This is a genomic window from Duganella sp. 3397, assembly GCF_031456625.1.
Taxonomy (GTDB): Bacteria; Pseudomonadota; Gammaproteobacteria; order Burkholderiales; family Burkholderiaceae_D; genus Rugamonas; species Rugamonas phyllosphaerae.
This window is the reverse complement of record NZ_JAVDVB010000002.1, coordinates 616,638-639,579: the sequence shown is the minus strand read 5'-3', so window position 1 is coordinate 639,579 and position 22,942 is coordinate 616,638. Positions and strand designations below refer to the sequence as shown.

Below are 22,942 nucleotides of genomic sequence, written 5' to 3'. Positions count from 1 at the left end.
ACTGTACGCAAGCACGCAGAGCCGCGCCACCGGCATGTGACAGTCTGCGTAAATTGCGGTACAGGCGACACGCCCGTGCGCCAGTCCGTCAAGCGGGCTCAGGCTTCCACACCATTGAGCAGGCGCGCGGCAGCCACGCCGCTGCGCACGGCCGATTCGATCGTGGCCGGGTAAGCGCCGGCGGTGTAGTCGCCGGCCAGCGCCAGGCCCGGCAAACCGGTGTCGTTGTACGGGCGCACCAGGCCGGGCGTGCTGGCGTGGGTGGCGCGTTTTTCAGTGATCACCTTGAACCATTGCGGCCGGCCCAGCTCGGGGCGCTGGAACGCGACCGCCAGTTGCACCGCCACGGCTTCAGCCAGTAAATCCTGCTGCTCGGCGGCGGCGCTGGCCGAAGCGCTGATGACCACCGCCAGCAAGCCGGCCTGGCTGGCGTCGAGCTGGCCGCGGTCGAATACGAACTGGCCCCATTCGTGGTTGTCCGGATCGTCGAGCAGGGCGTAGAACGGCGAATCGAGCCCGATATCGCTGGCAAACTGCAGGTAGACGGTGGTAATGGTTTCCGGTTCGAGCGCGGTGAGACTGGCGCAAACCGCCCCTGTGTCGCAATCGGCGATGCCGTGCAGTAACGTCGCCGCCTGGTTGGGGCCGGTGGCGACGACCACGCCGTTGAAATAAGTGCTCCAGGTGCCGCCAACGGCGGCGCCGCTGATGTCGGCCTGCCACAGCCGCCCTTCGATCGAGCGCAGCGCCTGCACCTTGGCGCCGGTGCGGACTGCGCCGCCATGGCCTTCGATATATCTGGCCGCCGCCTCGGGCATCAAGGCCGACAGGTCCACGCGCGGCACCAGCATGTCGGAGGCAGCGCGGCGCGCGCCCAGGCTGTCGCGCAGCACGGCCAGGAACACTTGTGCGGAAGCGCGTTCCGGCGGCGTGTTCAGCGCCGCCAGGCACAGCGGACGCCACAGCAGCCGCGTCAGGCGCGCGGTCTGGTCGTAGCGTTCCAGCAGCTCGGTCACCGTGCAGTCCTGGTGTAATTGCCAGTCCATCCAGCGCGCGGTGGACGAAAAGCGCAGCAAGCTCAGCTTGTCGGCACGGTCCAGGCCCTGGCTGCGGAACAGCGCCACTGCCAGGTGCAGCGGCGCCGGCAAACGCGGGGCGATGAAGTCCATGCCGCCGGGGCCCCCGGCCACGCGCGGATAACGCATCTGCAAAGGCAGGTTCAGCAACGCCTGGGCCGGATCGACACCGACCAGTTGCATCACACGCAGGGTTTCGCTGTAGGCGCCCAGCAGGATGTGCTGGCCGTTGTCGAGCTGCTTGCGGTCGGTTTCGATGCGGCGCGCGCGGCCACCGAGCACGCGCGCGGCCTCGAACAACGTGACCTTGAAGCCGGCGCGCGCCAGTTCCACGGCCGCCGTGCAGCCGGCCCAGCCGCCGCCGATGACGGCCACCGACCGGCCCACATCGTTGCCGCCCTTGGGCGCCAGGCGTTTGTCGGCGCCGTTGTCGGCCCGTTGGTCAGGCGCCTTGCCAGCGATGTTGGACGCTACGTGCTCAGCCACGGACATAGGTCTTCCACGCCAGCCACAGCTTGCGGATCGGCGTGAGCGAGATGCGCTGGGTGAGCACGTGGTAGCCGTCGGCCTGCACTTCGTCGAGCACGGTGCGGTAGATGGCCGCCATCATCAGGCCCGGGCGCTGGGCGCGGCGGTCCTGCTTTGGCAGCAGGGCAAACGCGTCGTCGTAGGCTTGCTGCGCGCGCGCCACCTGGAACGCCATCAACTGCTCGAACTTTTCCGAGTGGCGGGCATTGAGCAGGTCGGCCGCGGTGACGCCGAACTGTTGTAATTCGTTCACTGGCAGGTAGATGCGGCCCTTGCGCGCATCTTCGCCCACGTCGCGGATGATGTTGGTGAGCTGGAACGCATGCCCGAGCTTTTCGGCGTACTGCAGGGTTTGCGGCGTGGTCACGCCAAAGATGCTGGCCGACAGGATGCCCACCACGCTGGCCACGTGCCAGCAGTAGCGGGTGAGGGCGGCGTAGTCGAGGTAGCGGGTCTGGTTGAGGTCCATCTCCATGCCGTCGATGATGGCTTGCAAGTGTTCCTGCTTGAGGTCGTACACCGCGAGATGCGGTTGCAGCGCTTGCGTGACCGGGTGCGACTGGCGGCCTTCATACATGCCAGCGATTTCCTTGCGCCACCATTCCAGCTTGATGCGGGCGACCGACTCGTCGGTGCAGTCGTCCACGGTATCGTCCACCTCGCGGCAAAACGCGTACAGGGCGGTAATGGCGCGACGACGCTCCGGCGTGAGAAACAGGAAGCTGTAATAAAAACTGGAGCCGCTTTGCGCGGTCTTTTGCTGGCAGTAGTCGTCGGGGGACATGAATAAAAAAGCAAGGTTGGCCTATCGAAGCCGCTATTTTATAGTGTCGCGCCCTGTAACGGGGCCGATTTCATCCTCTGCTTCATGCGGACGGCCGACCAGAACACGTTGATCCAATCGCGCCGGTCCAGCTTGGGCCGGTGGCGGAACACGTCGTATTGCACGCGCTCGATCTCGTCGAGAATTTTCAGGCCGCCCTGCACCACCATGCGCAACTCGAAACCGATGCGGCCCTTCATGCGCAGCGCCAGCGGCGCGCCGCTCAGCATCAGCGCGCGGGCGCGGGTCACTTCGAATTTCATCATGGCGCGCCAGCGTGGGCGCGAGTCCGGGGCATCGAGCGCGCCGGGCAGGATCGCATAGCGGTTCAGGTCTTCCAGCGGCAGGTAGATGCGCTCCTTGTGCAGGTCGATCGCCACGTCCTGCAGGAAATTGATCAGTTGCAGGGCACTGCAGATGGCGTCCGAATCGCGCAGGTTGTCTGCGGTGGCCTGGCCGTACAGGTGCAACATCAGGTGGCCCACCGGGTTGGCCGAGCGCGCGCAATAGTCGAGCAGGTCGGCGTAGGTGGCGTAGCGGTGCACGGTCACGTCCTGCTTGAAGGCGGACAGCAGCGCGTACATCGGCTTGAGCGGCAAGTCGTACTGGCGCACCACCACGGCCAGGCGCTCGAACAGCGCGCAGTGGCCGGTGGCGCCCTGGGCGATGCGGTCGAGCGCGGCTTCGTAGGCGCTCAGTTCGGCCAGGCGCTGTTCCGGCATGGCGTCGCCTTCGTCGGCAATGTCGTCGGCGCTGCGGGCGAAGGCGTAGATGGCTTCAACAGCGGGGCGTAGCTTTTTCGGTAACAGGATCGACGCGACGGGGAAGTTTTCGTAGTGTTCTACAGGCATGTAGTTGTGGCCTAAAGCAGTTTATTGCAGATTTTCGAGTTGATGACTCAAAAGTCATTTGCAAAGCAGTTTCCGCAGCTTATAATTAATTAACGGAAAGTCATTTATTTCTAACCCGTAATGGTAGTGCCAATTTGCCGTTGAGAGCAAGGAAAAGGAAAGTATCGTGGTCTCCTCCAGATTCCCCCGTTTGACCCCTGTTTGTTTGAGCGCTATTTATATAGTTGTTGCGTGTGCGGCCCTGTCCGCGTGTTCCAAGCCGGTTGAAAAGACCGAGGATATCCGCCCGGTGCGGGTGATGGTGCTGGCCGGCAGCGATGTCGATGTCAATGCCGAGTTTGCTGGCGAGGTGCGGGCGCGGGTCGAATCGCGCCTCGGATTCCGCGTGGGTGGCAAGATCGTCAGCCGCAAAGTCGATGTCGGTACGCTGGTCAAGCGCGGCCAGGTGCTGATGGCGCTCGATCCCCAGGATCTGAAATTGTCGCAGGCGCAGGCCATGGCCTCGCTGCGCTCGGCGGAAACCAGCCGCGACCTGGCCAAGGCCGACGCCCAGCGTTACCGCGAATTGCGCGCCAGGAATTTTGTCAGCCAGGCCGTGCTCGATGAAAAGGAATCGACGTTGAAGGCGGCGCAAGCCTCGGTCGACGCCCAGCAGGCGCTCTACAGCGGCCAGTCCAACCAGGCCGCCTACGCCACCTTGACGTCCGACGTCGACGGCGTGGTCACGCAAGTCGATGCCGAAGTGGGGCAGGTGGTGTCACCGGGCACACCGGTGGTGCAGGTGGCCAAGGCCGGCGAGAAGGAAATCGTTATCGGTTTGCCTGAAGACAAGGTCGATACCTTGCGCAAGGTCAGCGACGTGCAGGTGCGGCTGTGGTCCGACCCCAGCCGCGCGGTCGCTGGCAAGATCCGTGAAATTTCGCCGGTGGCCGACCCGGCCACCCGCACCTACACCGCCAAGGTGACCGTACCCGACACCTTGGACGCCAAGCTTGGCATGACCGCCGTCGTGCAATTCGCCTCGCGCACGGCCACGCCGCAGATCAAGGTGCCTTTGACCGCCTTGTTCCATGAAAAATCGGCCACCTCGGTGTGGCTGGTGGAAAACGGCGCCGTCAAGCTGGTGCCGGTCACCGTGGCGGGCGCTGCCGGCAACGACCTGGTGTTGTCCAGTGGCGTCAAGCCGGGCCAGTCGGTGGTGACCGCCGGCGTCAACCTGCTCAAGCCGGGCCAGAAGGTGACCATCCTTGGTAACGATGTGCCGGTTGCGCCGGCCGCTGCTGCCGCTGCCAAGCCTGCAACCGGGGCCGCCAAATGAAAGGTGGCTTCAACCTCTCGCGCTGGGCGCTCGAACACATCCCGCTGACGCGCTACCTGATGGCGGTGCTGCTGATCGGCGGCGCGCTCGCCTACAGCAACCTAGGCCAGGACGAAGACCCGCCGTTCACGTTCCGCGCAATGGTGGTGCGCGCCATGTGGCCGGGCGCGACCGCCCTGCAGATGGCCGAGCAAGTCACCGACAAGCTGGAAAAGAAACTCCAGGAAACGCCTGGCATCGATGAAATCAGCAGCTACTCCAAGCCAGGCGAGACGCTGATCATCCTCAAGTTGCGCGAATCGACGTCGCCCAAGGACGTGCCCACGTCGTGGTACCAGGTGCGCAAGAAGATCGGCGACATTGCAGGGACCCTGCCGCCGGGCGTGGTGGGACCGTTCTTCAACGACGAGTTCGGCGATACCTATGGCTCGATCTTTGCGCTCTCGGGTGACGGTTTCAACTATGCCGAAGTCAAGGAATATGCCGACTTCGTGCGCCAGCGCCTGCTCAAAGTGCCTTCCGTGGCCAAGGTGGAGCTGTTCGGCGTGCAGGATGAAAAACTGGTCATCGAGTTCTCGCACAAGAAATTCGCCCAGCTCGGCATTCCGATCGAGACCATTGCCAACCAGATCGCCACGCAAAACAGCGTGGAATCGACCGGCGTGCTGGTCACGCCCACCGACAACCTGCAAGTAAGGGTGACCGGCGCGCTGAAAACCCCGAAAGACCTCGAGCAGCTCGAGCTGCGCGCCAACGGCACCACGTTCCGCCTCGGCGACTTTGCCACCATCAAGCGCACCTACCAAGACCCGCCGAACGACAAGATGCGCTTCAACGGCAAGGAAGTGATCGGCCTGGGCGTGTCGATGGAAAAGGGCGGCAACATCATCGTCCTGGGCCAGAACATGGAAAAGACCGTGGCCGAGATCAAGGCCAAGCTGCCGGTCGGCATCACGCTCGAGCGCGTGTCGGACCAGCCGCAAGCGGTCAAGGCGTCGGTGGGCGAGTTCGTCCATACACTGATCGAGGCGGTGCTGATCGTGCTGGCGGTGAGTTTTGTCGCGCTCGGCTTGCACACCAAGCCGTTCCGCCTCGACGTGCGGCCGGGCCTGGTGGTGGCGCTGTCGATCCCGCTGGTGCTGGCCGTGACGTTCCTGTTCATGCGCATGCTCGATATCGACCTGCACAAGATTTCGCTGGGCGCGCTGATCATTGCACTGGGCTTGCTGGTGGACGACGCCATCATCGCGGTGGAAATGATGGTGCGCAAGATGGAGGAGGGCATGTCGCGCTTCGATGCGGCCACCTTCGCCTACACGTCCACCGCGATCCCGATGCTGACCGGTACCCTGATCACGGTGGCGGGGTTCCTGCCGATCGGGCTGGCCAAGTCGGCAGCCGGCGAATACACGTTCTCGCTGTTCTCCGTCAATGCCCTGGCGCTGGTCATTTCGTGGGTGGTGGCGGTAACGTTTACGCCGTATCTCGGTTTCCTGCTGCTCAAGGTAAAGCCGCACGCCGACGGACATAGTGATCACGACATTTTCGACACCCCCGGTTTCCGCCGTTTCCGCGCCGTGGTCAACTGGTGCGTGGAGTTCCGCAAGACCACCATCGTCGCCACCTTGCTGGTTTTTGCGCTGGGCATTTACGGCTTCAGTTTCATCGAAAAGCAGTTCTTCCCCGACTCCAGCCGGCCCGAGCTGATGGTTGAGCTGTGGACGCCGGAAGGCACCAGCTTTACCGCCAACGAGGCGCAGGTGAAAAAGTTCGAAGCCTTCGTGAGCAAATTGCCGGGCGTGGTCAGTGTGACCAGCTACGTCGGCACCGGCAGCCCGCGCTTTTACTTGCCGCTCGACCAGATCTTCCCGCAGTCGAACGTCTCGCAAATCGTCGTGCTGCCGAAGGACCTGGCCGCGCGGGCGTCCTTGCGCGAGCAGATCACCAAGGTGTTCGAGAAGGACTTCCCGGAAGTGCGCGGCAGGGTGAAACTATTGCCTAACGGCCCGCCGGTACCGTACCCGGTGCAGTTCCGGGTGACCGGCACCGAAGTGGCCAAGGTGCGCGCGATTGCCGACCAGGTCAAGGACATCATGCGCGCCAATCCGAACGCGATCGGTGTCAACGACAACTGGAACGAATCGGTCAAGGTGCTGCGCCTGGACCTGGACCAGGACAAGATGCGCGCGCTGGGCGTGACGTCGCAAACGGTGATGCGCGCCGCCAACACCATCCTGTCCGGCACGACGGTAGGGCAGTTCCGCGAAGATATCCGCCTGATCGATATCCAGATTCGCCAGCCGATCAATGAGCGCAACACGATTTCCGTGCTCAACGACACCAACATCCCGACCGCCAGCGGCAAGTACGTGCCGATCAGCCAGCTGGCGCGGGCGCATTTCGTGTGGGAACCGGGCGTAGTGTGGCGGGAAGGGCGCGAATGGGCGATCACCGTGCAGGCCGACGTCGGCGATCATATCCAGGGCGCTACCGTGTCCGGCCAGATCGACCCGGAGCTGGCGAAGCTGCGCGCCGCGCTGCCGGCCGGTTACGCGATCACCGTCAAGGGCGCCGCCGCCGACAGCGGCACGGCCGAAGCGTCGATCGCGGCCAACCTGCCGCTGGCGATCTTCATCATCTTCACGCTGTTGATGTTGCAGTTGCACAGTTTCTCGCGGGCGCTGCTGGTGTTCCTGACCGGGCCGCTGGGCGTGGCGGGGGCGGCGATGGCCTTGCTGCTGCTGGGCCGGCCGCTTGGCTTTGTGGCCAATCTCGGCATCATTGCGCTGTTCGGCATGATCATCCGCAACTCGGTGATCCTGGTGGACCAGATCGAGCAGGATATCGCCGCCGGCCACGATCCGTGGACCGCGATCGTCGAATCGGCGGTGCGCCGCTGCCGGCCGATCATCCTCACCGCTGCTGCGGCGGCGCTGGCGATGATACCGTTGTCGCGGTCTGTATTCTGGGGACCGATGGCAGTGGCCATCATGGGCGGGTTGATTCTGGCCACGGCATTGACCCTGCTGTTCCTGCCGGCGCTGTACGCGGCGTGGTTCCGGGTCAAAAAACCGGTTGCCCCGAAAGCGATAAGCACCCCCTAAGCTTAGGGTCGGACCCCGAACGGGGTCCGACCCTGGTCGGTTTTGCGGGTTAAAAGGGTGAAGATAAGCCAAAAATGCCGCATTAATCCGCTTGGTTTAAAAAACACCACATTTCACTAAAAAACCCGTTAGAATATCGCGTTGAAGTTGAAAGCCCCCGAGTCTACCGGGGTAAGGGCGACCGTTTTCACTTACGGGTCGCCCTTTGCTTTTGTGCAAACATGCCGCGAGGATGGCGAAATTGGTAGACGCACCAGGTTTAGGTCCTGACGCCAGCAATGGTGTGGGGGTTCGAGTCCCCCTCCTCGCACCAACTGTATTATATTTTTTTGGACGATTTTTACATGGCAACTGCAGTCGAAACCTTGGGCAAACTCGAACGTCGTATCACGATCTCCTTCCCGCTGACCGAAGTCCGCGCCGAAGTAGAGAAGCGCCTGAAAGTGCAAGCCAAAACGGCTAAAGCGCCAGGCTTCCGTCCGGGCAAAGTACCTATGAAAATGGTCGCAGCACAATTCGGTTATCAGATCGAAACCGAAGTGCTCAATGATAAAGTTGGCCGCGCTTTCAACGATGCCGCAAACGAAGCGCAACTGCGCGTTGCGGGCTACCCGAACATTCAGCCGAAGGAAGAGTCGCCAGCGGGCGTGCTGACCTTCGATGCAACCTTCGAAGTCTATCCAGAAGTGCAGGTCGGCGACCTGACCACCGTGGAAATCGAAACCGTCAAGGCTGAGGTCACCGACGCCGAGATCGACAAGACCATCGACATCCTGCGCAAGCAGCGCGTGCACTTCCACACCAAGGGCGAAGCTGGCGAACACGGCGACGGCGGCGAGCCAGTTGCTGCCAACGGCGACCGCGCCACTGTTGACTTCGTCGGTTCGATCGACGGCGTCGAGTTCGACGGCGGCAAAGCTGAAGACTACCCGTTCGTGCTGGGCGAAGGCCGCATGCTGCCAGAATTCGAAGCAGCCACCCTGGGCCTGAAAGTTGGCGAAGCCAAGACCTTCCCACTGGCTTTTCCAGAGGACTACCATGGTAAAGACGTGGCCGGCAAAACCGCCTCGTTCACCATCACCCTGAAAAAACTGGAATGGGCGCACCTGCCGGAAGTTGACGCAGAATTCGCCAAGTCGCTGGGCGTGGCTGACGGCGACATCGCCAAAATGCGCGAAGACATCAAGGTCAACCTGGAACGCGAAGTCGCTGGCCGTGTCAAAGCCCGCAACAAGGAAGCCGTGATGGATGCGCTGGTGAAAACCGCCACCCTCGACGTGCCACAGTCGCTGATCGCCCAGGACACCGAGCGCCTGGCTGAAATCACCCGCCAGGACATGGCGCAGCGCGGCATGAACGTCAAGGACGTGCCATTCCCACCAGAGCTGTTCGCAGACAAAGCCGAGCGTCGCGTACGCCTGGGCCTGATCCTGTCGCAACTGGTTGGCGAAAACAACCTGCAAGCCCAGCCTGAGCAAGTCAAAGCGCAGATCGAAGACTTCGCCCAAAGCTACGAAGACCCGCGCGAAGTGCTGAAGTACTACTACAGCGATCGTCGTCGTCTGGCGGAAGTCGAAGCCCTTGTATTGGAAGAAAACGTCGTCAACTACGTGCTGGGCCTGTCGAAAACGTCGTCCAAGGGTATTGCCTTTGACGAACTGATGGGAAGCAACGCACAAGCGTAATCCAGCTAGGCTAGAATAGAGTGACACCCGGCGGCGCTTGCTTCGTCGTCCCTGCGCAGGCGGGGACCCAATTTTGTGGCGATACAACGAAATTGGATTCCCGCCTACGCGGGAATGACGGAGCAGCGCCGCCGTTCCTCCCTCTGGACTTAGCTGCTTCACAAGGAAAAAGAATGACTGGTTATAATGGTAACCCCGGCCGTAATCCTGCACTGGATACCCAAGCCCTGGGCTTGATCCCGATGGTGGTCGAACAGAGCGGCCGTGGCGAGCGCTCGTACGACATCTACTCGCGCCTGCTCAAAGAGCGCGTGATCTTCCTGGTTGGCCCCGTCAACGACCAGATGGCCAACCTGATCGTGGCCCAGCTGCTGTTCCTGGAAAGCGAAAATCCGGACAAGGACATCTCGCTGTACATCAATTCCCCTGGCGGTTCCGTTTCGGCCGGCCTGGCGATTTTCGACACCATGCAATTCATCAAGCCAGAAGTGTCGACCTTGTGCACCGGCATCGCCGCGTCCATGGGCGCGTTCCTGCTGGCCGCCGGCGCCAAGGGCAAGCGTTTCTCGCTGCCTAACTCGCGCGTGATGATTCACCAGCCGTCCGGTGGTTCGCAAGGCATGGCTTCGGATATCGAAATCCAGGCCAAGGAAATCCTGTACCTGCGCCATCGCCTGAACTCGATCATGGCTGACCGCACCGGTCAATCGATCGAGCAGGTGGCCAAGGACACCGATCGCGACCGTTTCATGTCGGCCGAAGAAGCGGTAGAGTACGGCATCATCGACCAGGTGCTGACCAACCGTGCCTGATCTGCGGGCTTGAAGTATGGGCTTTAAGCACGGGTGACCCACCCGTGCGATTGCTGACGAATTGCCATGAAACGCCCGGGCGATCAAACGTTCGGGCGTTTCGTTTTTATTTCGGGTAGCATGTGGCTTAGCGGACATTTCTGCATTCACGCTTGCATCCTGTAACTAGAGAAAACTGCCCCATGTCAGACAAAAAATCCTCCAGCGGCGAAAAATTACTGTACTGCTCGTTTTGCGGCAAGAGCCAGCACGAGGTAAAGAAATTGATCGCCGGCCCGTCGGTGTTCATCTGCGACGAGTGCATCGACCTGTGCAACGACATCATCCGCGACGAAACGTCGGCCGTGGAATCGGTGACCGGCGCCAAGTCGGACCTGCCGACGCCGAACGAAATCAAGGACTTGCTCGACCAGTACGTGATCGGCCAGCAGACCGCCAAGCGCATCCTGTCGGTGGCGGTGTACAACCACTACAAGCGCCTCAAGCACCTGGGCAAAAAAGACGATATCGAACTGGCCAAGAGCAACATCTTGCTGGTCGGTCCGACCGGCTCGGGTAAAACCCTGCTGGCGCAAACCCTGGCGCGCATGCTCAACGTGCCGTTCGTGATTGCCGATGCAACCACCCTGACCGAAGCCGGTTACGTCGGTGAAGACGTCGAGAACATCATCCAGAAGCTGCTGCAAAGCTGCAACTACGATGTCGAGAAAGCCCAGCGCGGCATCGTCTATATCGACGAGATCGACAAGATTTCGCGCAAGTCGGACAATCCTTCGATCACCCGCGACGTGTCGGGCGAGGGCGTGCAGCAGGCGCTGTTGAAACTGATCGAGGGCACCATGGCCTCGGTACCGCCACAAGGCGGGCGCAAGCATCCTAACCAGGACTTCGTGCAGATCGACACCACCAACATCATGTTCATTTGCGGCGGCGCGTTCGACGGCCTGGCCAAAGTGATCTCGAACCGATCGGAAAAATCAGGCATCGGCTTCTCGGCCAGCGTCAAGAGCAAGAAAGAGCGCAGCAACAGCGAAGTAATGCTCGACGCGGAACCGGAAGACCTGATCAAGTTCGGCCTGATCCCGGAACTCGTTGGTCGTCTGCCGGTGGTCGCCACCCTGGCCGAGCTGACCGAAGAGGCACTGATCCAGATCCTGGTGGAGCCGAAGAATGCGCTGGTCAAGCAGTACGCCAAGCTGCTCGACATGGAAGGCGCCGAACTGGAAATTCGTCCGGCCGCCTTGCACGCGATCGCCAAGAAAGCCCTGGCGCGCAAGACCGGCGCCCGTGGCCTGCGGTCGATCCTGGAACACGCGCTGCTCGACACCATGTACGAGCTGCCGAATGAAACCAATGTCGTAAAAGTGGTTATTGATGAAAATACCATTACCAGCGGCGCCAAACCTTTATTAATTTACCAGGAGCAGGCAAAAGCTTCTGGTGAGAATTAATTAAGAGGTGCACACTTATCCCGGATCGATGTAAAAATCTTTTCTCATCCTCCGGGTCAGGCGGTACAATTTAAATCAAGAACAGAGCAGGCTTCCATCGAAAAGCCACGCGTGACAGCAGCTGTTGCGCGTGGCTTTTTTAATTGGATTTTCAGCGTGACTGCAATGCAAGTACCGCTGTGGGCAATATTCTTTCATCCATAGTATTATTTCTTGTGGTTCGGTCTTGTGATTGGGCGGACCATCGCCACATCATCTTTACGCTTTCACATAAGGTACGCCATGACAACTTCCAAATTAACAGAGCAAACTCAACTGCCGTTATTGCCGTTGCGGGACGTCGTCGTTTTTCCGCATATGGTGATACCGCTGTTCGTAGGACGCCCGAAATCGATCAAGGCGCTGGAAGCCGCAATGGAGCAGGGCAAGAGCATCATGCTTGCCGCGCAAAAAGCGGCCGCCAAGGATGAACCTTCCGCTTCCGATATCTATGAAATCGGCTGCGTGGCCAATATTCTGCAAATGCTCAAGCTGCCTGACGGCACCGTCAAGGTACTGGTCGAAGGCGCCCAGCGCGCACGCATCAACAAGATCACCGATACGCCTACGCACTTCGTGGCCGATCTGACGCCGCTCGACTCCGAGCTGGGCGACGATTCGGAAATCGAAGCGATGCGCCGCGCCATCGTTCAGCAGTTCGACCAGTACGTCAAACTGAACAAGAAAATTCCACCGGAGATCCTGGCCTCGCTGTCGGGCATCGACGACGCCGGCCGCCTGGCCGACACCGTCGCCGCGCACCTGCCGCTCAAGCTCGAGCAGAAGCAAGTGATACTGGAAATCTTCAGCGTCGCCAAGCGCCTCGAGCACCTGCTGGGCCAGCTCGAAGGCGAACTGGACATTCTGCAGGTTGAAAAGCGCATCCGTGGCCGCGTCAAGCGCCAGATGGAAAAATCGCAGCGCGAGTACTACCTGAACGAGCAAGTCAAAGCCATCCAGAAGGAACTGGGCGAGGGCGAAGACGGCGCCGACCTCGACGAACTCGAGAAAAAAGTCGCGCTGGCCAAGATGCCGAAAGAAGCGCTGGACAAGGCTACTGCCGAGCTGAAAAAGCTCAAGCTGATGTCGCCGATGTCGGCCGAAGCGACTGTCGTGCGCAATTACATCGACACGCTGGTGAGCTTGCCATGGAAGAAAAAGTCCAAGGTCAACAACGACCTGTCCAACGCTGAAAAAGTACTCGAGGGCGAACATTACGGCCTGGACAAGGTCAAGGAACGCATCCTGGAATACCTCGCAGTGCAACAGCGCGTGGACAAACTGAAAGCACCGATCCTGTGCTTCGTTGGTCCCCCGGGCGTGGGTAAAACCTCGCTGGGCCAGTCCATCGCCCGCGCCACGAACCGCAAGTTCGTGCGCATGGCCCTGGGTGGCGTGCGCGACGAGGCCGAGATCCGCGGTCACCGTCGTACCTACATCGGCTCGATGCCGGGCAAGGTGCTGCAATCGCTGTCGAAAGTCGGCGTGCGCAACCCGTTGTTCCTGCTCGACGAGATCGACAAGATGGGCGCCGATTTCCGTGGCGATCCGTCGTCGGCCCTGCTCGAGGTGCTGGACCCTGAACAGAACCACACGTTCTCGGACCACTACATCGAAGTGGACTTCGACCTGTCGGACGTGATGTTCGTGGCGACGTCGAACTCGTACAACATTCCGCCGGCGCTGCTCGACCGCATGGAAGTGATCCGCCTGTCGGGTTACACCGAGGATGAGAAGACCAATATCGCCATGCGTTACCTGCTGCCCAAGCAGATCAAGAACAACGGCCTGAAGGAAGAAGAGATTTCGGTCTCCGAAGCGACGCTGCGCGACATCATCCGCTACTACAGCCGTGAAGCCGGGGTACGTTCGCTGGAACGCGAAATCTCGAAGATCTGCCGCAAGGTCGTCAAGATGCTGCTGCTGAAAAGATCCGACAAAAAAGTGCTGGTCACGCCGAAAAACCTGGACAAGTTCCTGGGCGTGCGCCGCTACGATTTTGGCGTGGCCGAGAAAGAAAACCAGATCGGCCAGGTGGTCGGCCTGGCATGGACCGAAGTGGGCGGCGACTTGCTGACCATCGAAGCCGTGTCGATGCCTGGTAAAGGCGGCGTGATCCGTACCGGTACTTTGGGCGACGTGATGAAGGAGTCGATCGAAGCGGCTCGCACCGTGGTGCGCAGCCGTGCCAATCGCCTCGGCATCAAGAACGAAGTGTTCGAGAAGAGCGACATCCACATCCACGTGCCGGAAGGCGCAACGCCCAAGGACGGTCCTTCGGCCGGCGCGGCGATGACGGTGGCGATGGTGTCGGTATTTACGGGCATTCCGGTGCGTGCCGACGTGGCCATGACGGGCGAGATCACCCTGCGCGGCGAAGTGTTGCCGATCGGTGGCCTGAAAGAAAAACTGCTGGCGGCCCAGCGCGGTGGCATCAAGACCGTGCTGATCCCCGAGCAGAACGTCAAGGACCTGGCCGACATTCCGGACAACGTCAAGAACAAGCTGGAAATCGTTCCGGTACGCTGGATCGACAAGGTGCTCGAAGTGGCCCTCGAACGCCAGCCTGAACCGTTGACGGAAACCGCGCCGGTGGAAGCGGTGGCAGCCGCTGCCGCCAAACCGGACGGCCAAACAGAAGTGGTAAAGCACTAACACTTATTCGTTTTTAGTATCACGTTTTACCAAAACAGGCGCTTTTATGGCGCCTGTTTTTTATTTTTACCTACTTTTCTACAGTGCCAACCTTGACAGGGGTACACGCTGGCTTGTTTAATACGGCCTGAGATTTTTCTCGGCCGCGAATGACTGGTTGAATTGACCAATAAATCGACGGGCTAAATGTTATAACTTATGTGACGGGGAACTGCTTTGAATAAGACTGAATTGATCGACCATATCGCCACTTCCGCTGATATCTCGAAAGCTGCTGCTGCGCGCGCGCTGGATGCCGTAATCGACGGCGTGACCACCACCCTGCAAAAGAACGACAGCGTGACCCTGGTCGGCTTCGGTACCTTCTCCGTGAGCGAACGCGCTGCCCGTACCGGCCGCAACCCGCGCACCAAGGAAGAGATCACCATCGAAGCAGCAAAAGTTCCTAAATTTAAAGCTGGCAAAGCTTTGAAAGATGCTGTAAACTAACGGACTTCGGTGGGCAGCTAAGGTTAAATTAACTGTTCGCATAGCAAATCTGGGGCGGTTAGCTCAGTTGGTAGAGCGGAGCCCTTACAAGGCTTAGGTCGGGAGTTCGAGCCTCTCACCGCCCACCAGGGTTTGCAAAATGTAGTGCCTTGTAGTACAATGTTGCACCTAGTAAGTTTGCTGGAGCGGTAGTTCAGTTGGTTAGAATACCGGCCTGTCACGCCGGGGGTCGCGGGTTCGAGTCCCGTCCGCTCCGCCAGCATCTTGTTAGTGATCGCAGCAAAAATGCAGGACCAAAGGAGCGGTAGTTCAGTTGGTTAGAATACCGGCCTGTCACGCCGGGGGTCGCGGGTTCGAGTCCCGTCCGCTCCGCCAAGAACAAGATACCCCGCAGCTAGTAATAGCTGCGGGGTTTTTCTTTTGTGCGCAATTAATCGGCGAGTTGAATACCGAGTTTATAACGTTATCGCTTAATCCGTCATCGTCGCGCACGCGGGGATCCATGGGCCGCTTGATTAGCACGCTCAGCATGGATTCCCGCTTTTGCGGGAATGACGGTTTTGAGGCAAGCGGGCCGATCCAGCCCATAGCAAGCTGCCATGATTACCCTTGCTATAGAGGTGTGTGCGCTGTAAAATCCCCTGGAGTTGGCGGACGCGAGTTCGCCATTTTTGTATGTGCAAGTCCCTATCAATCGGAATTGGCTGACCATGTTTGAATTTATTCGTAATCATCAACGTTTGATGCAGATTCTCCTGGCGATCATCATCGTCCCGTCGTTTGCCTTAGTCGGTCTCGAAAGCTACAAAGGTTTTGGCGACGATGCGACCACCATCGCCAAGGTCGGCGGTCAACCGCTGACCCAGCAAGAATTTGACAATGCCCTGCGTAACCAGCTCGACAGCTATCGCCAGCGCATGGGTGCGCAGTTCGACCAGAAAATGTTCGACACGCCCGAGTTCAAGCAAAACATCCTCGACCAGCTGATCGCCGAGCGCGCCATTGGCGCCGAAGTCGTCCGTTCCAACCTGACCATCAGCGACCCGCAATTGCAGCGCGCGATCATGGACCTGTTCGGCGGCGCCGCCAACTTCGACATGGAACGCTACAAGGCCATCCTGGCGTCGCAAGGTCTCACGCCAGCCATGAACGATGCGCGCATGCGCCGCGACATAGCGCTGCAGCAGCTGGGCGGCGCCGTGCAGAATACCGGTTTTGCGCCGCGCACGGTCGCCACCACGCTGTCGAACATCGGTTCGCAAGAGCGTGAAGTGCAGGAACTGATGCTGCCGATCACCGATTTCGTGCCGCAGGTCAAAGTGACCGATGCCGTGGTCAAGGCCTTCTACGACAAAAACAGCAAGTTCTTCGAAATTCCCGAGCAGGCCAAGATCGAATACGTGGTGCTCAACAACGAAGCCGTGCTGAGCCAGGTAAAAGTCACCGATGCCGACATCGCCAAGTATTACGAAGCCAACCCGGCCGCGTTCACCACGCCGGAAACCCGCCGTGCCGCCCACATCCTGGTCGCACTGAAAAAAGGCGCCAGCGCTGCCGACGTCGCAGCCGCCAAGGCCAAGGCCGTAGCGATTGCCGCCGAAGTGCGCAAAGCGCCAGCCGATTTCGCCAAGATCGCCAAAGCCAAGTCCGAAGATCCATCGTCGGAAGAGGGCGGCGACCTGGGCCTGGTGACCAAGGGCAGCCTGCCTGCGCCAGCACTGGAAGCGGTGGTCATGAAGCTCAAGCAGGGCGAGATCAGCGATCCGGTGCAGTCGGACTACGGTTTCCATGTGCTGACCGTGACGGAATTGAAACCTGCGGTGGTCAAGCCGCTGGACTCGGTCAAGACCGAAGTGGCCGAAGCACTGAAAACCGCGCAAGCGTCGAAAAAATACTCGGAAATGGCCGAAGCGTTCACCAACACCGTGTATGAGCAGTCAGACAGCCTGAAGCCGGCCGCCGACAAGCTGGGTCTGAAAATCGAGACTGCCAGCAACATCTCGCGCACGCCGTCGCCGCCAGCCGGTCCTGCGCCGTACAACAACGCCAAGTTCCTCACCGCGTTGTTCTCGAATGACTCGATTACCAAGAAGACCAACACCGAAGCGATCGAAGTGGCGCCAAGCACCCTGGTAGCCGGCCGTATCGTCGAGTTCAAGCCTGCGACCAGGCGTCCGCTGGCCGAAGTGGACGCGGCGATCCGCCAGCGCGTGACCATGGAAGAAGCATCGAAGCTGGCGATGAAAGCCGGCGCCGAGAAACTCGCTGCCGCCAAAAAAGCTGGCGACGCCACCGGTTTCGGCCCTGCCAAGCTGGTCTCGCGCAGCAAGCCGGAAGGCCTGAATGGCGTAGCCTTGCAAGACGTGATGAAAGCCGACACCAGCAAGCTGCCAGCCTACGTGGGCGTGGAGTTGCCAGGCATAGGTTATGGCGTGTATCGCATCGGCAAGGTGCAGCAGCCTGCCGAGCAGGACGCCGAGCGTCGCAAGCAAGAAGCCGAACAGATCGGTACCATCCTGGCCCAGCAAGAGATGTACGAGTACATTGAACTGCTCAAGCAGCGCGCCAAGGTCAAGATCCTGAAACCGATCACCACCACGACGGTGACTGAAGTTAAAGAGTAATACGTTAGAAACGAAAAAGCCGCGTTCGATACGCGGCTTTTTTTTGCACGTATTAAACCCGCAGAGCCATCCGGGGTCGGACCCGGTACCGGGTCCGACCCCACGTGGTAGCTGTGATTTATCGCAGCGTGGGGGAGGGGATGAGCTAGCGCACCGAAGCCATCAGCCAGCGCGCGCCAGCGAGGAAATCGGCCGCGCCGATGTCGCCAAGCTCGAGCGGCATTGCCTGTCCATACCGCACGAAATTGCGGTCGATCGAGCGCAGGTAAGCCGGGTCGTAATGCTCGGCCAGCAATTCATCGACCAGCTGCGGCATGGCGCCGCTCTCGCTCATCGCTTGCCAGCGGCGAATCTTTTCCTTGCCGTGCAGCGCTGCCAGGTGCTCGAGTTGGGCGTTCAGGGTGGCCGGGCTGACCAGGAAATGCGCGTAGTCTTCCATCAGCAGCCGCACGCGGTCGGCGCGGCTTAATGTGAGCGCGATGCAGTCGGCGCTGCGCATGGTGTCCATCAGGGCGGCCGGCACGCGCAGGTTGCCGACCTTTTTGCTTTCCGATTCCACGAACACCGGCAGCGCCGGGTCGCAGTGGCGCAGGCAGTCCCAGATACGGGTCTCGAACGCTTTCTGGCTCGGCTGCGGCTGGCTGGGCAGGTTGCCCAGCACCGAGCCGCGATGCGCGGCCAGCTGTTCCAGGTCCAGTACCTGCGCACCTTGTGCGGCCAGGACCTCCAGCAAGCGGCTCTTGCCGCTGCCGGTAGTGCCGCAGATCACCTTGAAGCGCAGCGGCGGCGCCACCTCGAGGGTGGCGTTCACTTCGGCACGGAAGGCCTTGTAGCCGCCGTCCAGCTGTACCACCGGCCAGCCAACCTTGGACAGGATGTGGGCCATCGAGCCGCTGCGGTTGCCGCCGCGCCAGCAATAGACCAGCGGCCGCCATTCGCGCGGCTGGTCCAGCCACAGTTGTTCGATATGGCTGGCAATGTTCTTTGCCACCAGCACCGCGCCCAGCTTCTTGGCTTCGAACGAGCCGATCTGCTTGTACATGGTGCCGATGCGGATGCGCTGCTCATCGTCGAGCACCGGCGCATTGATGGCGCCGGGCAGGTGGTCCTGCGCGTATTCGCCCGGACTGCGGGCGTCGATGATGGCGTCGAAGCTGGCGAGCTGGGGCAGGACATCGGCGATGCCGAGTACTTCTGGATATTTCATTTTGTCTTGATCGATTTTTCCAGCACGGGCCAGATATTGTTGAGGATAGTGGGGTGCGCCGCCGCCAGCGGATGCAGGCGGTCGGGCTGGAACATCTCGGTTTTCTCGGCCACGCCCTCGAGCATGAATGGCACCAGCGGCGCCTTCAGCTCGCGGCTCAGGATGCCGTACATGGCATAGAATTTTTCCGAATAATCGCGGCCATAGTTGGGCGGGATGCGGATGCCGACCAGCATCACCTTGGCGCCGGCCTGGTCGGCTGCCTCGGCCATGGCTTTGAGGTTCGCCTGCGCCGCCGCCACCGGCAAGCCGCGCAGGCCGTCATTGGCGCCCAGCTCGATCACGACCAGCCCCGGCTTGTGTTTGGTCAGCAGCGCGGGCAGGCGCGAGCGGCCGCCGCTGGTGGTCTCGCCGCTGACGCTGGCGTTGACGATCTCGGCATCGAGCTTCTGCGCCTTGACTTTCTTTTCTGCCAACGCCACCCAGCCCGTCCCCCGGGCCAGGCCGTATTCCGCAGAGAGACTGTCGCCCAGCACGAGGACTGTTTTTGGTGCAGAATAAGCGCTCGCCGATGCAGCTGCCATCAGCAGGGCGGCTGCTGCGTGTACACTGAGCTTCTTTGCCAACTTCATTACCATATTGCGCATGCCTGATTTCCCTAAAGCGTCTTCCAATTTCGTGCCGGATGGTCCCGGATTCAATGCAGCCCAAGCCGCCACCAGCGTGGCGGCCAACCAGGCCGCCATCGTCGTCAGCGGCCTCGCCAAGCGGGTGGCCGATGCCAGTGGCGAACTGACGATCCTGCATGAGGTGGATTTTACCGTGCAACGGGCGGAGACGCTTGCCATCGTGGGCGCCTCCGGTTCCGGCAAGTCCACTTTGCTGGGACTGCTGGCCGGACTCGATACCCCCAGCGCCGGCAAGGTCATCCTCGACGGCGTCGATATCTACGCGCTCGATGAAGACGGCCGCGCCGCGCTGCGCAAGGAAAAGCTCGGTTTCGTGTTCCAGTCGTTCCAGTTGCTGGCGCACCTGACTGCCGTGGAAAACGTCATGTTGCCGCTCGAACTGGCCGGCGTGGCCGGTGCGCGCGAAAAAGCCGCAGCCATGCTCGATCGCGTGGGCCTGTCATCGAGGCTCAAGCATTACCCCAAATACCTGTCCGGTGGCGAACAGCAGCGCGTGGCGCTGGCCCGCGCTTTCGTCAGCGAGCCGCCCCTGCTGTTTGCCGACGAACCGACCGGCAGCCTCGATGCCGCCACCGGCGAAGCGGTGATCCAGCTGATGTTCGAACTGAACCGCCAGCACGGTTCCACCCTGGTGCTGGTCACCCACGATCAATCGATGGCCGCGCGTTGCGGCCGCACGATCACGATTGCCGCCGGGCGGCTGGTGTGAGCAGGGGAGTCCATATGTCGATCGCATCCGTTAAAAAATCCGCGCGCAGTTTCGGCGTTTGCTCCTTGCTGGCAGTGACCATGGCGGGCGCGTATGCCCAGGCGCCGGCCCTGCGTCCCCCGGCCACGCCGCCCGCAGCACCCACCATGTCCGCCGAGCAGTGGCGCCAGGCTGCCGTTGCCGATGTCGAAGCGGCCTACCTGGTCACGCTGGACGATCACCCGGGCACGGTCGATCCCGCCAACCCCGACTTTGCCGGCAACCTCGAAAAAGCGCGCGAAGGCGCCCAGTTGCTGGCTTCGAAGGTGCGCGACGGCGCCGGTTATGCGGCAGCGTTGCAGCACTTTAACGCCCTGCTCGGCGATGGCCGTGCCGGCGTGGTGCTCAAGGACATGCCGCCAGCGCCGCCGCGCTGGCCCGGCTTTATTACTGCGTGGCGTGGCGACAATATGTTCGTGGCCGCCACCACCCCCGGCGGCCCGGCCGTGGGCGCGCGCATTGCCGACTGCGATGGCAAACCGATTGCGCAACTGGTGGAGACCAATGTGTTCGGCTTCGGCCAGCGCAGCGGCGGCACCGGCCCATGGTGGTCGTTTGCCCCCGACGTATTCATCGACCAGGGCAATCCGTTCATCACCTTGCCGGTGCAGTGCATCTTCATCGACGAGGGGCGCGAATCGCGCCTCACGCTCAGCTGGCGCCCGATGGACGAGGCGGCCCAGCGCCTGCGCGACGACAGTTTCAACGGCATCACCCAACCGCCCGGCGTCAGCACGCCGCGTTACGGCCTGCACTGGTTCGCGCTGCCCACGTTCCAGCCGAACGACACCGAGCGCGCAGCCTACGGCGCCATGCTGGCCGAGGTGCAGGCCAATCGCCAGCGTTACCTCGACGCCAACGCCGTGGTGATCGACCTGCGCGGCAACCAGGGTGGCGACGCGGTCTGGGCCATGAACCTGGCGCGCGCGCTGTGGGGCGAGTCGCGCGTCAACCGCCGCCTCAAGGTGGCGCAGGCGCGGCAGGCGGTGATGTGGCGTGCGTCGTTCGGCAATATCGCCTACACCTCGTTCGAGTCGGCGCAGTTGACAGACAAGGAGCGCAGCGCGCTTGGTTACGATCCGGCCGCAATTGCGCAAGGCATGCTGGCGGCGCAGTCGCGCGATGAAAAATTCTATCCCGATCCGGCGCGCCGGGCCGCGGTGAACGACAGCGACCGCGCCGAAAACCTGCCCGGCGATCCGGCGCCGTTTACCAAGCCGGTGTACGTGGTGGTGCCGGGCCAGTGCACCGGCGCCTGCCTCGAAGCGCTCGACGTGTTCTCGCTGTTTTCCAATACCAGGTTGATCGGGGCGCCCAGCGCGGCCGATTCGTCGTACACCGGCATCCGTCTCGAGCCGCTCAAGTCGGGCCTGGCGTCGGTGATCGTGCCGTCCAAGGTGGTGGTCAACCGGCCGCGCAGCGCCGCCACGTTCTACACGCCGGCCATCGTGGTCAATGACCTCGAATGGTCGCAGCGCGCCTTCCTGAAAGCCATCGAAGCCGACCTGGTGCGCCGTTGAACGATGCGTGCCACCCGTGGCGCGTTTTTTTGATCTTTTTGCGCCTGGGGCTGACGTCGTTCGGCGGCCCCATCGCCCACCTTGGCTATTTTCGCGATGAATTCGTCACCCGGCGGCGCTGGCTGACCGAAGCCGGCTATGCCGACCTGGTGGCGCTGTGCCAGTTCCTGCCCGGTCCCGCCAGCAGCCAGGTGGGCATGGCGCTGGGCTTGTCGCGCGCCGGCTACGCTGGCGCGTTGGCGGCCTGGGCCGGCTTTACGCTGCCCTCGGCCATCCTCCTGATCCTGTTCGCAGTGGGCCTGGCCGGCCATGGCGACCTGTTGCCGGTAGGCGCAATGCATGGCCTGAAGGTGGTGGCGGTGGCCGTGGTGGCGCAAGCGGTGTGGGGTATGGGGCGCAAGCTGTGCACCGACCTGCCGCGCGTGCTGCTGATGGCCGTTGCCGCCGGTGGCGTGTTGCTGGGGCCTTCGGCGTGGGCGCAGGTGGGCGTGATCGCTGCGGCGGGCGTGATCGGGCTGCTGCTGTTGCGGCCAGGCGCGGTCGCTGCTGTCGACATTCTCCCGGTCACGATCAGCCGCCGCGCCGGCGCCTGCTGGCTAGCGCTGTTCTTTGCGCTGTTAATCGGCTTGCCGCTGGCGGTGCACTGGCTGCCGGGCCAGCCGTTGGCGATGGTCGATGCCTTCTACCGCAGCGGTGCGCTGGTGTTCGGCGGCGGCCACGTGGTATTGCCGCTGTTGCAAGCGGAGGTGGTGCCGAGCGGCTGGGTGGGCAACCAGGCTTTCCTGGCCGGCTACGGCGCAGCGCAGGCGGTGCCGGGACCGCTGTTCACGTTTGCCGCGTTTCTGGGCGCGTCGATGACGGTGGCGCCGTCCGGTTGGCTGGGCGGCGCAATCTGCCTGCTGGCGATTTTTTTGCCCTCGTTCCTGCTGCTGGCCGGCGCCTTGCCGTTCTGGCAGTCGCTGAGGAAAAACCGCCGCGCCCAGGCTGCGCTGGCTGGCATGAACGCGGCCGTTGTCGGGGTGCTTCTGGCCGCGCTGTATCATCCGGTGTGGACCAGCGCCATATTCGGCTGGCGCGACCTGGCGCTGGCGTTGGCCGCACTGGCCGCTTTAACCTGGTGGAAGCTGCCGCCGTGGATGGTGGTGCTTGCTTGCGCCCTGGTCGGCTGGCTGGTTCTCGCACCGGGTTAAACGAGTGCCGCCAAATTAAGCGTTTTAACCGCAACCGATGAGTCGTCATTCCCGCGCAGGCGGGAATCCAGAGAGCGCGTGATCATATGCTCAGCATGTATTATCGCCTGCGCGCCGATGCAGAATGACTGTT

Annotated in this window: 16 protein-coding genes and 4 tRNA genes; 15 read left to right on the top strand and 5 right to left on the bottom strand. The window is 61.7% G+C overall.

All coding sequences use genetic code 11. The annotated features are described in order from the left end of the window. Positions 1-98: 98 nt before the first annotated feature. Genes hpnE through hpnC form a run of 3 tightly spaced genes read right to left on the bottom strand, consistent with a single transcriptional unit; the run spans position 99 to position 3,278 of the window. The gene (gene hpnE, locus J2X54_RS07345) at positions 99-1,568 is read right to left on the bottom strand and encodes a hydroxysqualene dehydroxylase HpnE (protein ID WP_310179513.1); all 1,470 of its coding nucleotides are present in this window, start codon (positions 1,566-1,568) and stop codon (positions 99-101) included. After that, positions 1,555-2,388, bottom strand: coding sequence for a presqualene diphosphate synthase HpnD (gene hpnD / locus J2X54_RS07340; RefSeq protein ID WP_310179511.1), 834 nt, complete (start codon positions 2,386-2,388; stop codon positions 1,555-1,557). The genes hpnE and hpnD overlap by 14 nt, the downstream gene beginning before the upstream one ends. A 38-nt stretch (positions 2,389-2,426) precedes the next feature. After that, entirely contained in the window at positions 2,427-3,278 is an 852-nt protein-coding gene (gene hpnC, locus J2X54_RS07335) for a squalene synthase HpnC (protein WP_310179509.1), read from the bottom strand. Between the two features lie 298 nt (positions 3,279-3,576). On the opposite strand from hpnC, the gene J2X54_RS07330 reads away from it, so the two are divergent. The 12 genes from J2X54_RS07330 (at position 3,577) to J2X54_RS07275 (ending at position 17,455) form a co-directional block, all read left to right on the top strand. Then, positions 3,577-4,596: an efflux RND transporter periplasmic adaptor subunit gene (locus J2X54_RS07330; protein ID WP_310179848.1), complete on the top strand. Its 1,020-nt coding sequence runs from the start codon at positions 3,577-3,579 to the stop codon at positions 4,594-4,596. Next, entirely contained in the window at positions 4,593-7,700 is a 3,108-nt protein-coding gene (locus J2X54_RS07325) for an efflux RND transporter permease subunit (protein WP_310179508.1), read from the top strand. Before J2X54_RS07330 ends, J2X54_RS07325 begins: the two co-directional genes overlap by 4 nt. 226 nt (positions 7,701-7,926) lie before the next feature. Then, positions 7,927-8,013: transfer RNA gene (locus tag J2X54_RS07320), tRNA-Leu, on the top strand. A gap of 31 nt (positions 8,014-8,044) precedes the next feature. Further along, on the top strand, positions 8,045-9,385 hold the full coding sequence (gene tig, locus J2X54_RS07315; RefSeq protein ID WP_070247792.1) for a trigger factor: 1,341 nt from the start codon (positions 8,045-8,047) through the stop codon (positions 9,383-9,385). A 173-nt stretch (positions 9,386-9,558) separates the two neighbouring features. Next, complete coding sequence (clpP, locus tag J2X54_RS07310) at positions 9,559-10,197, top strand: ATP-dependent Clp endopeptidase proteolytic subunit ClpP (RefSeq protein ID WP_310179507.1); 639 nt, start codon at positions 9,559-9,561, stop codon at positions 10,195-10,197. A gap of 182 nt (positions 10,198-10,379) precedes the next feature. Continuing rightward, positions 10,380-11,648, top strand: coding sequence for an ATP-dependent Clp protease ATP-binding subunit ClpX (gene clpX, locus J2X54_RS07305; protein WP_070247734.1), 1,269 nt, complete (start codon positions 10,380-10,382; stop codon positions 11,646-11,648). Between the two features lie 282 nt (positions 11,649-11,930). After that, positions 11,931-14,342 carry an endopeptidase La gene (gene lon, locus J2X54_RS07300; RefSeq protein WP_070247735.1) on the top strand — a complete coding sequence of 804 codons (2,412 nt, stop codon included), beginning with the start codon at positions 11,931-11,933 and terminating at the stop codon, positions 14,340-14,342. A gap of 216 nt (positions 14,343-14,558) precedes the next feature. Beyond that, a complete protein-coding gene (locus J2X54_RS07295; protein WP_019921008.1) occupies positions 14,559-14,831 on the top strand; it encodes an HU family DNA-binding protein in 273 nt (90 codons plus the stop codon). A 52-nt stretch (positions 14,832-14,883) separates the two neighbouring features. After that, positions 14,884-14,959 (top strand) — tRNA-Val (locus J2X54_RS07290). A gap of 54 nt (positions 14,960-15,013) precedes the next feature. Then, positions 15,014-15,090, top strand: a tRNA-Asp gene (locus tag J2X54_RS07285). Between the two features lie 39 nt (positions 15,091-15,129). Next, positions 15,130-15,206: transfer RNA gene (locus tag J2X54_RS07280), tRNA-Asp, on the top strand. Positions 15,207-15,541: 335 nt separating this feature from the next. Next, positions 15,542-17,455, top strand: coding sequence for a SurA N-terminal domain-containing protein (locus J2X54_RS07275; protein ID WP_310179506.1), 1,914 nt, complete (start codon positions 15,542-15,544; stop codon positions 17,453-17,455). 145 nt (positions 17,456-17,600) lie between these two features. Here J2X54_RS07275 and mnmH read toward each other — a convergent pair whose 3' ends face one another. Next, positions 17,601-18,662 carry a tRNA 2-selenouridine(34) synthase MnmH gene (gene mnmH / locus J2X54_RS07270; RefSeq protein WP_310179505.1) on the bottom strand — a complete coding sequence of 354 codons (1,062 nt, stop codon included), beginning with the start codon at positions 18,660-18,662 and terminating at the stop codon, positions 17,601-17,603. Further along, entirely contained in the window at positions 18,659-19,309 is a 651-nt protein-coding gene (locus J2X54_RS07265; protein ID WP_310179504.1) for an arylesterase, read from the bottom strand. Before J2X54_RS07265 ends, mnmH begins: the two co-directional genes overlap by 4 nt. A gap of 31 nt (positions 19,310-19,340) precedes the next feature. On the opposite strand from J2X54_RS07265, the gene J2X54_RS07260 reads away from it, so the two are divergent. The 3 genes from J2X54_RS07260 to chrA are packed head-to-tail and all read left to right on the top strand — an operon-like array spanning position 19,341 to position 22,809. Next, on the top strand, positions 19,341-20,060 hold the full coding sequence (locus J2X54_RS07260) for an ABC transporter ATP-binding protein (protein WP_310179847.1): 720 nt from the start codon (positions 19,341-19,343) through the stop codon (positions 20,058-20,060). A 14-nt stretch (positions 20,061-20,074) separates the two neighbouring features. Continuing rightward, positions 20,075-21,619, top strand: coding sequence for a hypothetical protein (locus tag J2X54_RS07255; RefSeq protein ID WP_310179503.1), 1,545 nt, complete (start codon positions 20,075-20,077; stop codon positions 21,617-21,619). Beyond that, on the top strand, positions 21,565-22,809 hold the full coding sequence (chrA, locus tag J2X54_RS07250) for a chromate efflux transporter (protein ID WP_310179502.1): 1,245 nt from the start codon (positions 21,565-21,567) through the stop codon (positions 22,807-22,809). Before J2X54_RS07255 ends, chrA begins: the two co-directional genes overlap by 55 nt. Positions 22,810-22,942: the final 133 nt, after the last annotated feature.